The organism is Anoxybacter fermentans, assembly GCF_003991135.1.
In the GTDB taxonomy this organism is placed as follows: domain Bacteria; phylum Bacillota; class Halanaerobiia; order DY22613; family DY22613; genus Anoxybacter; species Anoxybacter fermentans.
Map to the genome: position 1 here is coordinate 671,612 of NZ_CP016379.1, position 15,656 is coordinate 687,267.

Annotated in this window: 11 protein-coding genes, 11 tRNA genes and 1 pseudogene; 11 read left to right on the forward strand and 12 right to left on the reverse strand. The window is 35.2% G+C overall.

Going from position 1 to position 15,656, the window contains the following annotated elements; translation table 11 throughout:
• Positions 1-79 precede the first annotated feature (79 nt).
• A pseudogene (locus tag BBF96_RS02965) lies at positions 80-1,266 on the forward strand (IS256 family transposase).
• A gap of 313 nt (positions 1,267-1,579) precedes the next feature.
• Here BBF96_RS02965 and BBF96_RS02970 read toward each other — a convergent pair.
• Positions 1,580-1,657, reverse strand: a tRNA-Pro gene (locus BBF96_RS02970).
• 18 nt (positions 1,658-1,675) lie between these two features.
• Positions 1,676-1,751: transfer RNA gene (locus BBF96_RS02975), tRNA-Thr, on the reverse strand.
• 323 nt (positions 1,752-2,074) lie between these two features.
• Between BBF96_RS02975 and BBF96_RS02980 the strand changes: the two genes are divergently transcribed.
• Complete coding sequence (locus BBF96_RS02980) at positions 2,075-2,452, forward strand: DUF2663 family protein (protein ID WP_127015776.1); 378 nt, start codon at positions 2,075-2,077, stop codon at positions 2,450-2,452.
• 238 nt (positions 2,453-2,690) lie between these two features.
• Here the strand turns inward: BBF96_RS02980 and BBF96_RS02985 are convergent.
• The 7 genes from BBF96_RS02985 to BBF96_RS03015 all read right to left on the reverse strand — a co-directional run bounded on the left by BBF96_RS02985 (position 2,691) and on the right by BBF96_RS03015 (position 3,557).
• A tRNA-Pro gene (locus tag BBF96_RS02985) sits at positions 2,691-2,768 on the reverse strand.
• 15 nt (positions 2,769-2,783) lie between these two features.
• Positions 2,784-2,869 (reverse strand) — tRNA-Tyr (locus BBF96_RS02990).
• Positions 2,870-2,879: 10 nt separating this feature from the next.
• Positions 2,880-2,955: transfer RNA gene (locus BBF96_RS02995), tRNA-Thr, on the reverse strand.
• A 2-nt stretch (positions 2,956-2,957) separates the two neighbouring features.
• Positions 2,958-3,033: transfer RNA gene (locus tag BBF96_RS03000), tRNA-Glu, on the reverse strand.
• Positions 3,034-3,292: 259 nt separating this feature from the next.
• A tRNA-Pro gene (locus BBF96_RS03005) sits at positions 3,293-3,370 on the reverse strand.
• 15 nt (positions 3,371-3,385) lie between these two features.
• Positions 3,386-3,471, reverse strand: a tRNA-Tyr gene (locus BBF96_RS03010).
• A 10-nt stretch (positions 3,472-3,481) separates the two neighbouring features.
• Positions 3,482-3,557 (reverse strand) — tRNA-Thr (locus BBF96_RS03015).
• A gap of 233 nt (positions 3,558-3,790) precedes the next feature.
• On the opposite strand from BBF96_RS03015, the gene surE reads away from it, so the two are divergent.
• From surE to BBF96_RS03050, 7 genes are all read left to right on the forward strand, one after another.
• On the forward strand, positions 3,791-4,552 hold the full coding sequence (gene surE, locus BBF96_RS03020; protein ID WP_127015777.1) for a 5'/3'-nucleotidase SurE: 762 nt from the start codon (positions 3,791-3,793) through the stop codon (positions 4,550-4,552).
• Between the two features lie 58 nt (positions 4,553-4,610).
• Positions 4,611-5,000, forward strand: a complete 390-nt coding sequence (locus tag BBF96_RS03025; protein ID WP_127015778.1) for a TIGR04086 family membrane protein — start codon at positions 4,611-4,613, stop codon at positions 4,998-5,000.
• A gap of 413 nt (positions 5,001-5,413) precedes the next feature.
• Entirely contained in the window at positions 5,414-6,985 is a 1,572-nt protein-coding gene (locus BBF96_RS03030) for a DEAD/DEAH box helicase (protein ID WP_236777870.1), read from the forward strand.
• A 22-nt stretch (positions 6,986-7,007) separates the two neighbouring features.
• On the forward strand, positions 7,008-7,946 hold the full coding sequence (locus BBF96_RS03035) for a BON domain-containing protein (RefSeq protein WP_127015779.1): 939 nt from the start codon (positions 7,008-7,010) through the stop codon (positions 7,944-7,946).
• A gap of 625 nt (positions 7,947-8,571) precedes the next feature.
• Entirely contained in the window at positions 8,572-8,823 is a 252-nt protein-coding gene (locus BBF96_RS03040) for an NUDIX hydrolase (protein ID WP_164730870.1), read from the forward strand.
• A 395-nt stretch (positions 8,824-9,218) separates the two neighbouring features.
• The gene (locus tag BBF96_RS03045) at positions 9,219-10,439 is read left to right on the forward strand and encodes an MFS transporter (RefSeq protein ID WP_127015781.1); all 1,221 of its coding nucleotides are present in this window, start codon (positions 9,219-9,221) and stop codon (positions 10,437-10,439) included.
• A 427-nt stretch (positions 10,440-10,866) separates the two neighbouring features.
• Positions 10,867-12,255 carry a glycine--tRNA ligase gene (locus BBF96_RS03050; protein WP_164730871.1) on the forward strand — a complete coding sequence of 463 codons (1,389 nt, stop codon included), beginning with the start codon at positions 10,867-10,869 and terminating at the stop codon, positions 12,253-12,255.
• Positions 12,256-12,603: 348 nt separating this feature from the next.
• Here BBF96_RS03050 and BBF96_RS03055 read toward each other — a convergent pair whose 3' ends face one another.
• From BBF96_RS03055 to BBF96_RS03065, 3 genes are all read right to left on the reverse strand, one after another.
• Complete coding sequence (locus BBF96_RS03055) at positions 12,604-13,854, reverse strand: MFS transporter (protein WP_127015782.1); 1,251 nt, start codon at positions 13,852-13,854, stop codon at positions 12,604-12,606.
• A gap of 461 nt (positions 13,855-14,315) precedes the next feature.
• Positions 14,316-14,391: transfer RNA gene (locus BBF96_RS03060), tRNA-Thr, on the reverse strand.
• A 3-nt stretch (positions 14,392-14,394) separates the two neighbouring features.
• Positions 14,395-14,470 (reverse strand) — tRNA-Trp (locus BBF96_RS03065).
• 208 nt (positions 14,471-14,678) lie between these two features.
• On the opposite strand from BBF96_RS03065, the gene BBF96_RS03070 reads away from it, so the two are divergent.
• Both BBF96_RS03070 and BBF96_RS03075 read left to right on the forward strand, forming a co-directional pair.
• Positions 14,679-14,891 carry a hypothetical protein gene (locus BBF96_RS03070; RefSeq protein WP_127015783.1) on the forward strand — a complete coding sequence of 71 codons (213 nt, stop codon included), beginning with the start codon at positions 14,679-14,681 and terminating at the stop codon, positions 14,889-14,891.
• Positions 14,892-15,101: 210 nt separating this feature from the next.
• Positions 15,102-15,620, forward strand: a complete 519-nt coding sequence (locus tag BBF96_RS03075; protein ID WP_127015784.1) for a DUF5667 domain-containing protein — start codon at positions 15,102-15,104, stop codon at positions 15,618-15,620.
• Positions 15,621-15,656: the final 36 nt, after the last annotated feature.

Genomic DNA, 15,656 nt, shown 5'->3' on the forward strand with positions numbered 1-15,656 from the left:
TAAAAAAGGGAATCCTCTTTGAAAGGTTGAAGTAATTGTTTGCCTAACAAAAATTTCAACCTAAAGGAGGATTCCACTTATGAATAGTATACTTCAAAAGTTATTGGCAGGTCAAATAGATTTAGATAGTTTATTAACTGATTTGATTAAAGAATTTATTCAAAAACTCCTCAAGGCTGAACTGACTGAGTTTTTAAATTATGAAAAATATGACCCTAAAAGTAAAAATTCAGGTAATAGTCGCAATGGTTATTATACTCGCAACTTTAAAACTAAATATGGTAATATTCAGGATTTAAAGGTGCCACGGGATCGAAATGGTGAATTTAAAACTGTTCTTTTTGAGCCTTATCAGCGTTGTGACAATTGGTTAGAAGAAATGATCATTAACATGTATGCCAAAGGTCTCAGTACCAGAGATATTGCTGAGACTATTGAAGAAATGTACGGTATCAAATATAGTGCATCCTCTGTCAGCAATTTAACAGATGTTGCTTTAGAAGAACTGAATAAATGGCATCAACGTAAATTCAAAAGACGTTATAGCGTTCTATACATTGATGGTATGAGTGTAAAGTTGTGTCGTGAGTATGTTGACAATGAATCTGTATATGTGATAATTGGCATCGATGAAGAAGGTTATAGAGAGATTCTTGATTTCTATATAGGCGCTTCAGAATCTTCAGCTCTCTGGGAAGAAGTCTTGTTAAACTTAAAGTCCAGAGGGCTGGAAGAAGTTTTATTGGGTGTCATGGATGGTCTTCTGGGATTGAAGGATGCATTTTTCAAAGTTTATTCTAAAGCTGACATACAACGGTGTATTGTGCATAAGGTTAGAAACACTATAACTAAAGTACGTAAAAAGCATGTAAACGAGATAACAGAAGATTTAAAAATCATTTATAATGCTCCTGATATGGAATATGCCAGAAAGGCATTGGAGGAATTTTGTAATAAATGGGGACAAATTTAACCTAAAATTGTTCAAAGTTGGTGGAATGAACAAAACGAACTTTAACCTTTTATAAGTATCCATCTGCGATTCGTAAGGCAATCTATACTACTAACTGGATAGAAAGAGCTATTAAAGAGCTTCGTAAAAGGTTAAATCCAGTTAACAGCTTACCAACTGAGACAGCAGCTGAGAAGATTATTTATTTGAAAGTTATTGACTATAATGCCAAATAGAGTAACAGAAAAATAAAAGGATTTTTAAGTGCTAAAGAACAATTACAACAACTTTTCAAAGAGCGTTATAGATCTTGAGAATTCATTTACACAAAATTCTTGACATCATCGCTCTTAATTGGATTCATGACAAATTTGATAACCTCACTTTTAATTTTATATATACTATGGTCATGCTGCAAAAAGTTAATTTTGAGCGACATAGAAATTTTTCGTTAAACCATCTTAGTGAGAATTCAGTCGAACTTTAGATGGTTCGAAAAATTTCTCTTGAAGTGAAAAATTAGCTTTTTACAGTAAAATCATATAAAAAAGTTTCAGGTAATTGAAAAAATGTTTCAGGCAAAAATAAAAACCGCAAACATAAAGTTTGCGGTTTAACTTACAATGATGGTCGGGCTGCCGAGATTTGAACTCGGGACCTCTTGATCCCAAATCAAGCGCGCTAACCAAGCTGCGCTACAGCCCGACGTTATTTATAATTTATTGGAGCCGGCGATCGGACTCGAACCGATAACCTGCTGATTACAAGTCAGCTGCTCTACCAATTGAGCTACGCCGGCAATGACACTCCCGACGGGATTTGAACCTATGTCAACAGATTGAGAACCTGATACCTTAGGCTACTAGACGATGGGAGGTAATTATTTTTTGATTAGGGGGAAATAAAGTGTTTCCCGTAATGGCAATTGTTATTATACAGGATATAAGGTTGTTCGTCAAAGTTCGATATTAGTTATATAGAACGATTATATAAAAATATATAGCTTGTTCTTGGTTTTTCTCGATATATATATTTGAAACTATTTAATTTGATAGTTCTAAATTTTTCATAGGTGAATAGAAATAGTTAACGAAAGGTAGAGCCAGAGGGGGAACGAAAAAAATGGACATCCAGAAAAATCAGTCTTTATTGATTATGCGGGAAGAGTTGATAAAAAGAAAACGCAAGATGGAACGGTATGGAAAAATTGGAGTATATGGAATGGTTATAGGTGTTTTACCCTTGATGAAGTTATTCTCTATCAGTGAAGTGAATATTAGTGTTATTACAAGTCCCTGGATCTGGGGTGGATTGATCTTGATGGCTTTTAGTTATACATATAATAAGGTTTATTATGAAAAAGCAAAGGAAAGGTTTAAGGCTTTAAAAGAAGAATTAATAAACCAGATACGGTATGATTATTGTCTTACCTGTGAGGAAAGAGAGAAATTTTTAAAGGAAACAAAAGAGAAGTATGATATAAATCTGTATTGGAAATAAACCTATTCACTACTAAAAATAGTTCCTTATCGAACCATCTAAAGTTCGATTTCAGTCGAATTAAGGTATATTAATCAATGGGTCCTTATGATCCTCGATTAGCTCATCACATCCTCATATGAGGCTATTCTTTTCAATCTCACTAAAATAGTTTAATAACTTAAAATTAGCTTTTTGCAGTTTAATCAAGTAATAAAAAAACCTGTTACATTACGTAACAGGTTATAATTATCGAGGATGGTCGGGCTGCCGAGATTTGAACTCGGGACCTCTTGATCCCAAATCAAGCGCGCTAACCAAGCTGCGCTACAGCCCGACGTATGAAGTTAAATGGTGGAGGGAAGTGGATTCGAACCACTGTAGGCAAGTGCCGGCAGATTTACAGTCTGCTCCCTTTGGCCACTCGGGCATCCCTCCATGAAGTTGTTGGAGCCGGCGATCGGACTCGAACCGATAACCTGCTGATTACAAGTCAGCTGCTCTACCAATTGAGCCACGCCGGCAATGGCACTCCCAACGGGATTTGAACCCGTGCCGCCAGGTTGAAAACCTGGTGTCCTAGGCCGCTAGACGATGGGAGCAATAGATTTTTTATCACCAACGTTAGTGATTATACAGTATATTTAGTTATACGTCAAAGTTTGTTTTTAGCCGTATGAGTCCAATATGATGAAATATGTCGTTTTTTCGCTCTATTTCTTTTTATATGTCCTTTAAATTATGTGATTTAAAGATTAAATCTTCATCTGATAAGAAGATTAACTCTAATGCTGATAAAATTTTTTTATTAGAAAGTAAAAAAACCTGTTACATTACGTAACAGGTTATAATTATCGAGGATGGTCGGGCTGCCGAGATTTGAACTCGGGACCTCTTGATCCCAAATCAAGCGCGCTAACCAAGCTGCGCTACAGCCCGACGTATGAAGTTAAATGGTGGAGGGAAGTGGATTCGAACCACTGTAGGCAAGTGCCGGCAGATTTACAGTCTGCTCCCTTTGGCCACTCGGGCATCCCTCCATGAAGTTGTTGGAGCCAGCAATCGGACTCGAACCGATAACCCACTGATTACGATTCAGTTGCTCTACCAATTGAGCTATGCTGGCAACAGATAAAAGTGCCTACTAACAACTTATAGTATAACGAATTTAATAAGAAAGGTCAAAAAAGTAAAAGGCGGTATATAATCATTAGGAAAAATTAACTTCTTATATCTTAAGTTTTCTATGTCTAATGCATTTATTCTTGATTTATGAACATATTCAATCTGAATTTGGCTTTTAATCATTTTTCTGCTATAATATATGAACAAAAATTAGATGAAAAGAGGTTGGTGAAAATGCGAATTCTTTTGACCAATGATGATGGTATTTATTCTGAAGGAATTCAGGCTTTACGGAAACGTTTAGAAGAAGAACATGATATTTATCTCTTTGCTCCAGATAGGGAAAGAAGTGCTACAGGTCATGCTATTACATTACATCATCCATTACGTGCAGAAGAGATAAAGTTTCGGGATTCAAAGGCTAGATGTTGGGCAATTAATGGGACGCCGTCAGATTGTGTTAAATTGGGGATTGAAGGAATACTTAGAGAATTGCCAGATTTAGTCATTTCGGGGATAAATAAAGGGCCAAACCTGGGTAATGATGTGATTTACTCGGGAACTGTTTCAGCGGCATTAGAAGGTATGATCATGGGAATTCCTGCTTTTGCAGTCTCTTTAGTTGCCCATGATGACTGGGATTTCTCTTATGCTGTTGAATTTACAGCTCAAATGGTTGAATGGTTTAAAAAACAGAATTTAAAAAAACCGACGCTCTTAAATATTAATATTCCGAGTCTGCCGAGAGAGGAGCTTAATGGTGTGGTCATTACCAAATTAGGTAAACGTACCTATAAAAACTCTTTTGAACGTCGTATAGATCCGCGGGGACGGGTTTATTATTGGTTAGCAGGTGAAGTTGTTGATGATCTGGAAGAAGAAGGAACCGATCTTTTAGCGATTAAAAATAATCAAATTTCCATTACTCCTATTTCACTAAACTTTACTGATTATGAAATGCTGGAAGAACTAAAAAAGATGAAACTTGATTTTTGACATAATTTTCTTTCCCGGGAATACATTTATAGTAAATAATTCTCGGGAGGGATTTTTTATGCCTGACAAAGGGCAAGATTCGGGCCAGATTCAGTTAACTGCAATCTTAAAAGGTCTGATATGTAGTTTCATCATTCTTATTATCACTAGCATTATCCTGGGTTTTCTCTTTTCCATGATCAATGTATTAAGTGAGGATTTGATTAATCGAATTTTACTGGCTATAAATTATGCAGCCATCTTTATTGGTGGAATTTATACTGCACGGGAAGCGAGTTGTAAAGGTTGGCTTAATGGGGGATTGATGGGTTTTTGCTATATGTTTATTATTATGATATTAGGTGTACAATTGGTTGGGATAGGCTTAAATTTGGAGGTTCTTCTCAGAATTATGTCAGGCTTTTTAGCTGGTGCTGTAGGTGGAGTGATTGGGGTGAATTTAAAATAAAAAATCAAGAGTTCTTTTTACGAACAGAACCCTCAATCAGGACATATGATAATATAGTCCAGAGTGATTGAGGGTGATTTTTTTTATGCGAAAACTTCTGTTAGTTGAAATTGTTATTGCTCTTTCTTTAATTTTTCAAATTTACTTTTTACGATTATGCAAAGATATTTTGGGCATAGAAGACAAAGACCCGCGGTTTAAAAACATGGTTCATCTAATCTATCTCAATTTTGGTATCTATAGTTTTTTCATTTTTCTGCTTTTTATAGAGCTTATGAAAAAATAGAAAATTTACATCTTAAGCAAGTATTTATCCTTCTCTGCAATATATACCTACATCAATAAAATTATTTGTGGTTAATCTAAAATTAAAGAAAAGCTCTAAATTTTCATGTAGGGAGGAGGGTAGATATTTGGCCATCGAAAGCCAGGGGTCAAAGCGCCTTTTAACAATTGAAGAGTTAAAAGATCATTGGGAAGAGATTGGTATGGAACTTTTTCCTCATCAGATTGAATGTGTTGATAAAGTGATTCATGAGATGGATGGTCGGGCCCTTTTGGCTGATGAAGTTGGTCTGGGAAAAACTATTGAAGCGGGTATGATCTTAAAAGAACTGCTTTTGAGAGGAAAAGTAAAGACTTTTCTTATACTGGTTCCGGCTTCTTTGGGTTATCAGTGGTGGTTTGAATTATCCAATAAGTTTAAAATTGATGTCTGGTTTAATCGAAAAGGTCGGGGGCTGCTTTATTATGATCAAATGATTGCCTCTCTGGATATGTGTAAAAGGAAACATCATGCCGATGGTTTGATTAAAAAAGGTTTTGATATGGTGATAGTTGATGAAGCTCATAAGCTTAAAAATAGAAATACCCTGAACTGGAAATTTGTCAATACCCTCCCCAAAAAATACTGTCTCTTACTAACCGCAACTCCAATTCAAAATGATTTAGAGGAATTATATAATCTGGTTTCTATTATTAAACCCGATATCTTTGGTTCATATAAAAAATTTCGGGATGATTATACCACAGGTAAGCGAAAGGCAAAAAACCAAAAAGAGTTGCAACATGTATTAGAAAAGGTGATGATTCGAAATTCCAGGCAGAAGTCCACTTTAAGCTTTCCTGCTCGAAAAGTAAAACTGATCAATCTTCAACTTACTCCAGAAGAGAAGGAATTATACGATAAAGTTACCAGGTTAGTAAGAATTGAATATCGCAAACGTCAGAGGGAGAAGAAAAGTATTCTCTTTTTATTAACCCTCCAAAGGGAAGTTTGCAGCAGTTCTTTTGCTTTATTACAGACTTTAGAGAAAATGATCAAAAAGGGACATCCTGATCTTATTGATAAGCTAAAAGAACTTTATCAACTGGCCGCAAAGATACGGGTAAATGCGAAAATGCGTAAAGTGTTAGAGATTTTAAAAAGTCTGGATGGACAGGCTATCATTTTTACAGAATTTAGAGCTACACAATGGAAACTTTGCGAATATCTCCAACAAAATGGCCTGGTACCGGTAGCTTTTAACGGATCAATGAGTGCCAACCGTAAAGAATGGATGAAGGCAATCTTCCGTGAAAAAGGAGATGTTCTGGTCAGCACTGAAGCGGGAGGACAGGGTCTTAATTTTCAGTTTTGTGATACGTTGATAAACTATGATCTGCCCTGGAATCCAATGAGGATTGAGCAGCGGATTGGACGGATTCACCGTCTCGGTCAGCGAAATGATGTCAAGATCTATAATTTTTCTACTATTGGAACTATTGAAGAAAATATAGTCAACCTGCTCCATGAAAAGATCAATCTTTTTGAATCAGTTATCGGAAAATTGGAATGTATTATTAAAGATAATGAAAAAGCAAAGACTTTTGAAGGGAATATCTTTAAGTTAATTGCAGAAGCGGAAGATGATAATGATTTACGTGAACGTTTTGATACTTTTGGGAAAGCTATTGTTGAAAGAGGTCACTTTAGTTTAAGCTAAACATTTAAAAGGAGGTGGCAGGATGAAAGGTAGTCAAGATCGGGATATCAGTTTTGCTGTAAAAAAGGCGCTGGCCCAGGATATGGAAGAGAGTGCACTGGATATTAGGGTTAATACTGTAAACGGTATAGTCCATCTAGATGGGGTAGTGGATGTTCTGGGAGATAAGGAGTATGCAGAAAAGGTAGTCAGGGAAGTTGAAGGAGTTAAGGAAGTGATTAACCGTCTTTCTATAGGGATGGAAAGGCAGGTTAAAGATGATGAATTAGCCGAAGCGGTAGAAACTGCTTTACAGGAAAAAGATGAATCATTTTTCAAGATTGGAGTTGTAGCAAAAAAAGGGGTAGTCCATCTGTATGGTAATATCGACACATTGGCTGAAGAGAAAGAAATCTTAAGTGCAGCCATTGATGTACAGGGAGTCAGGGAAGTAATAAGTCATCTAAGGCTTAAACGCACCCAGGATGGTAAAGAGATTGATGATGTAACAGTTCATAATAATGTAATACAGACTCTTACTGAACATTATGATGTAGTTCCGCCAATTGAATTATCAGTAAAAAATGGTAGAGTCACCTTGAAAGGTACTGTCGAGAGTGTAGAAGATAAGCAGATTATTGGTAAATTAACTGCGATGGCAGAAGGTGTTAAAGATGTAGTAAATGAACTTCGTTCCTATAAGGGCGGTGCAGGTGGTGATGAAGCACTGGCAGCAGAAATACGCCATGAATTAAGTAAAGATGATAGGGTCAGTCCTGCAGTAAGAGTTTATGTTGAGGAAGGAACTGTTTATCTTGATGGTGAGGTGGATAGTCCAGATGTCAGGGCGGCAGCTATTGAAGTAGTAAATCGGGTTCTTAAGAAGAAGAGTACACGGAGCAGGATATATGAAGGAATTAGAATCTCGGGTGCTAAGGGTTCGGTGCAAGAAGGTAGAGAGCCGGAAAAGATTTTACATTAAAACCTGGAAGGCTTACTTTCAGGTGAGGTTGTTGACAAATCTTTATTTTTTAGGGACTTGCCCGTGCACTGTCAGAAAAACTAAATATAATTTCTGAAGCGTATAAGTCAAGGTTTAAAGCCAGGAGGGTGGAAGCCTTAACTTTTAAGGATGTACAGCCAGGACTGCAAAGTGCCCAGTAGCGGAAGAAATTATATTTAGTTTTTCTGTTCCCCTGTAGGAGCAAGTTATGTGTTTATTTTTAACAAGTTGTAAATAATTTTTATTAAAACAGAAAAGGAATTTTAGGGAATATTATCGAAATAAAATTTTGATTTTAATGCAAAAAGCTAATTTTTCGTTTCAGAAGAAATTTTTCGAACCATCTAAAGTTCGATTTCAGTTGAAATAAGGCATACTAATCAACGGACCCTCCTGGCCCTTGATTAGCTCATCAATCCTCATATGAAGCCTTATTTCGACTGAAATCTCACTAAGATGGTTTAACGAAAAATTTCTATGGCGCTCAAAATTAGCTTTTTGCAGTTTAATCAATTTTAAAATTTTTATAATATGCTCAGGGATATTATTGGTAATTGTAGTATGAATATGAAAGTGGACAGATATGGAAGAGAGGATAATTTTAATGAAAAAAGTTATTGCTGATTTTCTGTCAGTTAATGCTGAAATAGGAGTGGGGCTTGCTTTACAGGATAAGAGCGGTCATTATTTATTTTTCTTTGCAGGAAACCGATATAAATGTCCTCCAGGTGAAATTTTTTATGCGGGTATTGGAGGTCATTTAGAAGAAGGTGAGGATTATTTAATGTGTGCTCACCGGGAAGCCAAAGAGGAGATTGGCACAAATGTTGAAATTTTGTCTGCGCCAGCGACATAATCCATCCAGAGGGAACTCCAAAAGCTGGTAAAGTTTATCATATTATAATCTATAAAGCTCAAATAGATGATATACCGGGAAATTTACCGATAGATGAAGTTAGAGGAGTTATCGCTTTAACAGAGGAACAGGTGGTTAAAGGAATATAGCGAAAACCAACTTTAGCTGAATTGATTGAGGAAGGTGCTTTTTTAGTGATTAGTGCAGAAAATGTTAATTTAAATCTCCGCCTGTATCTCATTGATACAGCAATGGCAGTTTCTTATATCCTACGCTGTTTGAAGGAAAAATGCTGAGAGGTGGAACTGTCCATAAAAGAACTCTCAGATCCAGGTGACCTTTTTACAAAAATTCTAAGGCGGTATAATAAAGATAACTTATGTGGAGGATTAATTATGAAAAATGTAAAATGGCTTGTTATTTTGAAAAATAAAAATCTCACCAATTATATTTTATCCAAGTTCATTTCAGAATTGGGTAATGGATTACATGGAACTGCAATAATGCTTTTTATTTATTCATTATCAAAATCCGGAATTGTTGTATCGAAGGTATTGATTGCATATTCTTTGCCCTTTATTATATTAAGCCCATTTACGGGAATAGTTGTAGATAGATTTAAACGAAAGAAAATACTGATTGTTTCAGATTTATTACGTGTTCCTCTTGTGGCATTAATACCTTATTGTACTTCAATGTATCAAATTTTAATTTTAACATTTTTAATATCATGTATTTCATCCTTTTATAGACCTGCTGAAAGTGCTCTTTTACCTAATATTGTTTCAAAAGATGAACTTTTGAATGCTAATTCCTTGTTGACTTTAGCACGGTCAATTCCAAATTTTATAATAGGTGCCTCATTAGGAGGTATAATTTTAAGTACTTTTGGGTCTTTAGCAGTTTTTCTTTTTGATGCTTTTACATACCTTGTTTCGGCATTTTTCATTTTGAGAATAAAAGTAAATGAAACTCATACTCGGGAAGTTCAACATAATAATATTTTGCAAATAAATTTATTATTACAAAATTTTAAAGAAGGATTAAAGTATATTGGTGATAACTACAGTTTAAAAACAATTATTTCACTTATGACTTTTATTGCATTTTTAAATAGTGGTTTAAATACCGTTTTAGTGATTTTTTCGGAACGCATAATAAAAAGTTCTGTTAGTTATGGTTTTTTTATTGCCTCAAATGGAATAGGTGGAATTTTAGGAGCATTTTTAGTAAAAAATTTTAAAATAAAAAATTCTTTACATATTATGGTTCCTGCTTTTGCTATGGGTGGTGTTATTGATGTACTTTTTTCAATCAATCGTAACATAGTTATAGGAATGGTGTTGTATGTTTTAAGTGGATTTATAAATACAGCTATGAGTATAGTATTTATAACCTTTATACAGAATTATACTAAAGATCAGTTGCGGGGAAGAATTTTTAGTGTAATTAATGCCTTATATAGTTTTTTTCCAATAATTGCAATGGGTTTAGCTGGTTATATAGCAGAAGTTAGTAATGTATTATTTATTTATTATTTTGCTGGATTTTCAAAAATTTTTATTTATATATATTTTAATAAAAGCAAAAAAAGAAGAATTAAGATAATGGAATGACTCTGGTAATTATTAATAAAATGATTTTACTGCAAAATTTCAAAAAAATTTTTGAACCATCTGATTGAAGATATTTTTTTCTCAAAGTAAGATAATTAATAAAACGCAAATTTACCTCTACCATCTTGACAAATTGAAAAATATTGTTTTATAATGAACTTTAGAAGAAAAGAAAATATCGGGTACCTGCTGGGAATAGTAGCAAAATTCCTTCCTTAATAGCGAGCAGAGGATGGTGGAAGCTCTGCAGGAATATTTTGTGAAACGGCACCAGCATTTTAGGGTACTAACCGTTAAGAGTGGTCAACCTTGTATTTAAGGTTGGCAACTGAGGTGGAACCGTCCGTAAAAGGACCCTCAGGTCTAAGTGGCCTGAGGGCTTTATAATTTTGAGTAGTAAAAAAGATTCAAAAGGAGGAGAGAATAAATGGGAAAAGAGATTAAAGGCGAAGAACTGATGAATAAGATTGTCTCACTTTGTAAAAGGCGCGGTTTTGTTTATCAGGGTTCAGAAATTTATGGCGGCCTTGCAAACACCTGGGATTATGGTCCTCTAGGTGTTGAATTGAAAAGGAATGTAAAAGAAGCCTGGTGGAAAAGAGTTGTCCGTGAGCGGGATGATGTAGTAGGTTTGGATAGTGCTATTTTGATGCATCCCAAAACCTGGGAAGCATCCGGTCACCTGGCAAGTTTTAATGATGCCCTCATCGATTGTAAGGTCTGTAAGTCTAGATTCCGGGCTGACCATTTAATTGAAGAAGCTTTGGAGATGGATGTGGAGGGTAAGAGTGAAGAGGAAATGACCAAAATTATTAAAGAGAATGAAATTAAATGCCCAACCTGTGGTAATGCAGATTGGACGGATGCCAGAGCTTTTAACCTGATGTTTAAGACATTCCAGGGAGTAGTAGAAGATCAGTCTAATGTAGTCTATCTTAGGCCTGAAACTGCCCAGGGAATATTTGTAAACTTCAAAAATGTAGTAGATACCTGTCGGGTTAAGCTTCCATTTGGAATTGCCCAGATAGGAAAAGCGTTCCGTAATGAGATAACTCCAGGTAACTTTATTTTCAGAACCCGTGAGTTTGAACAGATGGAATTAGAATTTTTCGTAAGACCTGGAGAAGATGAAGAATGGTTCGAGTATTGGCGCGAGTTTGCTATGAACTGGTTTATTGAGCTGGGTGTATCTTCTGAAAGGCTCAAATTCTATGATCATCCGAAGGAAAAACTTTCCCACTATTCCAAAGCTACAACTGACTTGATTTTCCATTTCCCATTTGGTTGGGAGGAACTTTGGGGCATTGCTAATCGAACAGACTTTGACTTAAGTGCCCATATTGAGCATTCTGGTAAAAAATTAACCTACTATGATCCACAGACGAAAGAACATATTGTACCATATGTTATTGAACCATCCCTGGGTGTAGACCGGGCCATGTTGGCTTTTCTGGTAGATGCGTATTCTGAAGACGAAGTGGAGGGTCAAACCCGTGTTTATCTGGACTTCCATCCTGAGCTAGCTCCAATTAAGGTTGCTGTACTGCCATTAACAAAGAAAGACTCGTTGAAGGAATTGGCAATGAAGATTTATAACCGGTTGAAGAAATTGTATAATGCTGAATATGATGAAGGTGGTAGTATCGGTAAACGGTATCGGCGCCAGGATGAGATTGGTACGCCATATTGTATCACTGTTGATTTTGAAAGTCTTGATGACCAAATGGTTACAGTGCGGGATCGGAATACTCTTGAACAGGATCGAATTGCCATTGATCAGGTGGAACAGTATCTGCGAGATAAACTTGGATTTTGAAAATTAACTAAAAAAGGCTGTTGATGAAGTAAAAAGGATCAACAGCCTTTTTGTTTTATTTATTATTTATTAAACTGCAAAAAGCTAATTTTTCGCTTCAAAAGAAATTTTTCGAACCATCTAAAGTTCGATTTCAGTTGAAATAAGGCACACTAATCCAACGGACCCTCCTGGCTTTTGATTAGCTCATCAATCCTTATATGAAGCCTTATTTCGACTGAAATCTCACTAAGATGGTTTAACGAAAAATTTCTATGACGCTCGAAATTAGCTTTTTTCAGTTTAATCATGCTAGAAATCTTATTGAGCAGAAAGCATACCAGATGCGAGAATGAAAAGTAAAAAACCCTATTTTGAAAAATCCATAGAATGCTTCCGGAGCAGGTCTGGGTTAAAACGAAAAGAGAAGTAAAAGATGAGGGAACCACTAAGGTAAAGAATACAGGTCAGGATAAAAGGTAAAAGATAATTTCCATTTGCCAGGATGATTCCGCTCAAATATACCCCAATTCCGCGTCCAAAACTGCGTATGGTACGGATTAAGCTACTTGCCGCAGCACGTTCATCTTCATGTACTACTTGCATGGAAACTGCTTCTATAATGGGATTGACCATATTCATCAAACTGGTTCGTAAAAAATATGCTACACTGACAATAGGTAAATACGGTACTCCCCCCACAATAATCAGGAAGGGAATGGAAAGAAACTGTAAAACTACAACAGCGTAAAGCTGACCTAAAAGACCAACCAGATATGGGGTAAATAGAGAGCCTACAGATGTCGCAATCTGAGTCAGACTAATCAATAACCCAATTTGAAAGTCAGTGGCTTCAAGGCGAATTCGCAAAAAGATATTAAAGAGAGGTACAACCAATCCAGCTCCTGTTCCAATCATAAGACTATAAATTAAAAAGTTGCGAATATCATGGTATTTGGAAATTTTAATCACATTTTTTAATACTTCAGAAAATTTATTTTGATTCGTTCCTTTATCGGGTTGGAGAAAAAAAATAGGGATTAATGCTACGATGGATATAAGTCCAAATAAATTTAGTGTATATTTATAGGAGGATAAGATATTAAAAAGATTTTGAAAACTTTCAGTGATTGATCCCCCGAGAAAACTTCCCAGCATAGCCGCCCACATATGTAGAGAAAAATTTAAGCTGAAAAGATGAGCCCGTTCTTCCAGACTGCTGTAATGGGCCAAAAACGGGGCGGTGATAATTCCAAATAATACAAATGTAATTCCCCAGAGAGTACTAAAAATAAAAATTAAGGCTTTAGAGTCAGTATTAGCCAGTCCAAAGATACTGGTTATAGCCATAAATCCCGAGATAAGTAATGTTTTACGATACCCTAATCTGGTTGTCATAATTCCCAATGGAATACCCAAAAGAGCACCAACTATAAGGCGAACTGAAGCGACAGTACCGATAAAATCTGATTGATAATCTAAAGAATTAAGATACAGGTTGAAGATTACCTGATATCCACCGTTTAAAAGGTGAATTATAAAAGAGGTGATTAAAAAGAGTTTGGCCTCTCGATTAAAGAATTTGATTTTTTGTAGATACTGTACAATACCTTTTTTCATTATAAAAACTCCTTATCTAAATTGTTTCGTATAACAAAATATTCTTTTAATCATTATAGCATAAAATCAAGAAATGAAAAAGGTAATTTCATGAGATTGTTAACATATTTGATACAAAAAAAGCTGTTGACTTTCTTAATTTTGTCAACAGCTTTTAAGAGCATATTTTTTACTGCAAAAAGCTAATTTTTCGCTTCAAAAAAAGTTTTTCGAACCATACTAAAGTTTGATTTCAGTCGAAATAAGGCACACTAATCAATGGGTCTTTATGATCCATGATTAGCTCATCACCTCTTCATATGAGGCCATTTTTTTCGATCTCACTAAGATGGTTTAACGAAAAATTTTCTATGGTGCTCAAAATTAGCTTTTTGAAATGATATTAGGTTAAGTTATTTCATCTTCATTTAGTTATAAAAAAAGTTGCTGAAAATCTCAGCAACCAGTAATTTCAGATATATTGGAGCCGGCGATCGGACTCGAACCGATAACCTGCTGATTACAAGTCAGCTGCTCTACCAATTGAGCCACGCCGGCTTATGGCACGGGTGGCAGGACTCGAACCCGCGGCACGTGGATTTGGAGTCCACTGCTCTACCAGCTGAGCTACACCCGTACACTAACATTGGACAAGACTTATTATAACTTACAGAAGGTTAATTTTTCAACTTGATTATAGGTTATATACAGCTATTTTTAGACATTATATCACTCAATCATTTAATATCTCCTTTTAGCTTAAGTGTTTTATCTTCTTTAACAAATTAATCTGGATTTGCATATAGTATTTAAAGAAAAGTTTTCCTTTCACGGGGGAATGTGATATGTTTCGAAAACCATATTGGATGAGAAGATGGAGAATTGGGTTTAGATATCGTTTAATGCGTAAAAATTTATTCTTTAAAAACATATTTGGAGTTTTTCTCTGCCTTATTGGGTTAGGAGTTATATTAGCTGCTATTCCAGCCTGGCTTTATTTAGTACTTTTCGGTACAGGAATCTTATTTTCGGGATTCGTAATTCTTCAGAAGAGATAGAGACGTAAAAAGGCAACAGGTGTCGAATCCCTGATAGGAGGGATTGACACCTGCTTTAAGGGCCATGGTTTACCATAGCCCGGACAGTATTATTATATCAGGTTTATCGAGTTATTATTCATAGTTTTAAGTTTCAAGGAGGATATTTAAAAAGTTTTGTGAATAAAGATAATAATTTGGATATAAAAAGATAAAGGTGGAGGGATAGTAATGAAGCAAAGTTTGGTTTTTCTAGTAGTAATAGTTTTAATCACTAGTATATTATTCTGGATAAGTAGTGAAATAGGTTGGGCCAGGGAAGAGAAAGAAATAAATCAAATTTCTCCTGATTCCCCTTTCTATTTCCTGGATCGATTTTTTGAAGATATTATAGTAAAATTTTTACCAGATCAAGAGAAAGTGAATTTTTATCTTAACCGTTCAGTCGAGCGGTTTTATGAAGCTAAAGTGATGTTTGAAGCAGGTGATTCGGATTGGGTTTTTGAACTTCTTAAAGAAGGATTGGATAATGTGGAAGATGCAATTAAAGCCTGGCAGCGGTGTCTTAAAAAAGAAATTGAGATTTCTGAATTGAAAGATAAACTGGAAGATGTTCTTAAAACCAGTAAAGATATTTTTATCCGATTAAAAAAAGATTTGACTGCTGAACAGATTACTGATATATCAAAGAAAATAGGTGTTGTTATTAAAGAACAGGTAGAGTTATTCCTTAAATTGGATAGAAATTAAAGGATTTTTTGTTTTAGTGTTGAAGAATATATTTTA

What these genes read in the sequence shown, in the direction of transcription:
- BBF96_RS02980 (WP_127015776.1), top strand. Translation starts at nt 2,075, where the DNA reads ATGGACATCCAGAAAAATCAGTCTTTATTGATTATGCGGGAAGAGTTG.
- surE (WP_127015777.1), top strand. Translation starts at nt 3,791, where the DNA reads ATGCGAATTCTTTTGACCAATGATGATGGTATTTATTCTGAAGGAATT.
- BBF96_RS03025 (WP_127015778.1), top strand. Translation starts at nt 4,611, where the DNA reads ATGCCTGACAAAGGGCAAGATTCGGGCCAGATTCAGTTAACTGCAATC.
- BBF96_RS03035 (WP_127015779.1), top strand. Translation starts at nt 7,008, where the DNA reads ATGAAAGGTAGTCAAGATCGGGATATCAGTTTTGCTGTAAAAAAGGCG.
- BBF96_RS03040 (WP_164730870.1), top strand. Translation starts at nt 8,572, where the DNA reads ATGAAAAAAGTTATTGCTGATTTTCTGTCAGTTAATGCTGAAATAGGA.
- BBF96_RS03045 (WP_127015781.1), top strand. Translation starts at nt 9,219, where the DNA reads ATGAAAAATGTAAAATGGCTTGTTATTTTGAAAAATAAAAATCTCACC.
- BBF96_RS03050 (WP_164730871.1), top strand. Translation starts at nt 10,867, where the DNA reads ATGGGAAAAGAGATTAAAGGCGAAGAACTGATGAATAAGATTGTCTCA.
- BBF96_RS03055 (WP_127015782.1), bottom strand. Translation starts at nt 13,854, where the DNA reads ATGAAAAAAGGTATTGTACAGTATCTACAAAAAATCAAATTCTTTAAT.
- BBF96_RS03070 (WP_127015783.1), top strand. Translation starts at nt 14,679, where the DNA reads ATGTTTCGAAAACCATATTGGATGAGAAGATGGAGAATTGGGTTTAGA.
- BBF96_RS03075 (WP_127015784.1), top strand. Translation starts at nt 15,102, where the DNA reads ATGAAGCAAAGTTTGGTTTTTCTAGTAGTAATAGTTTTAATCACTAGT.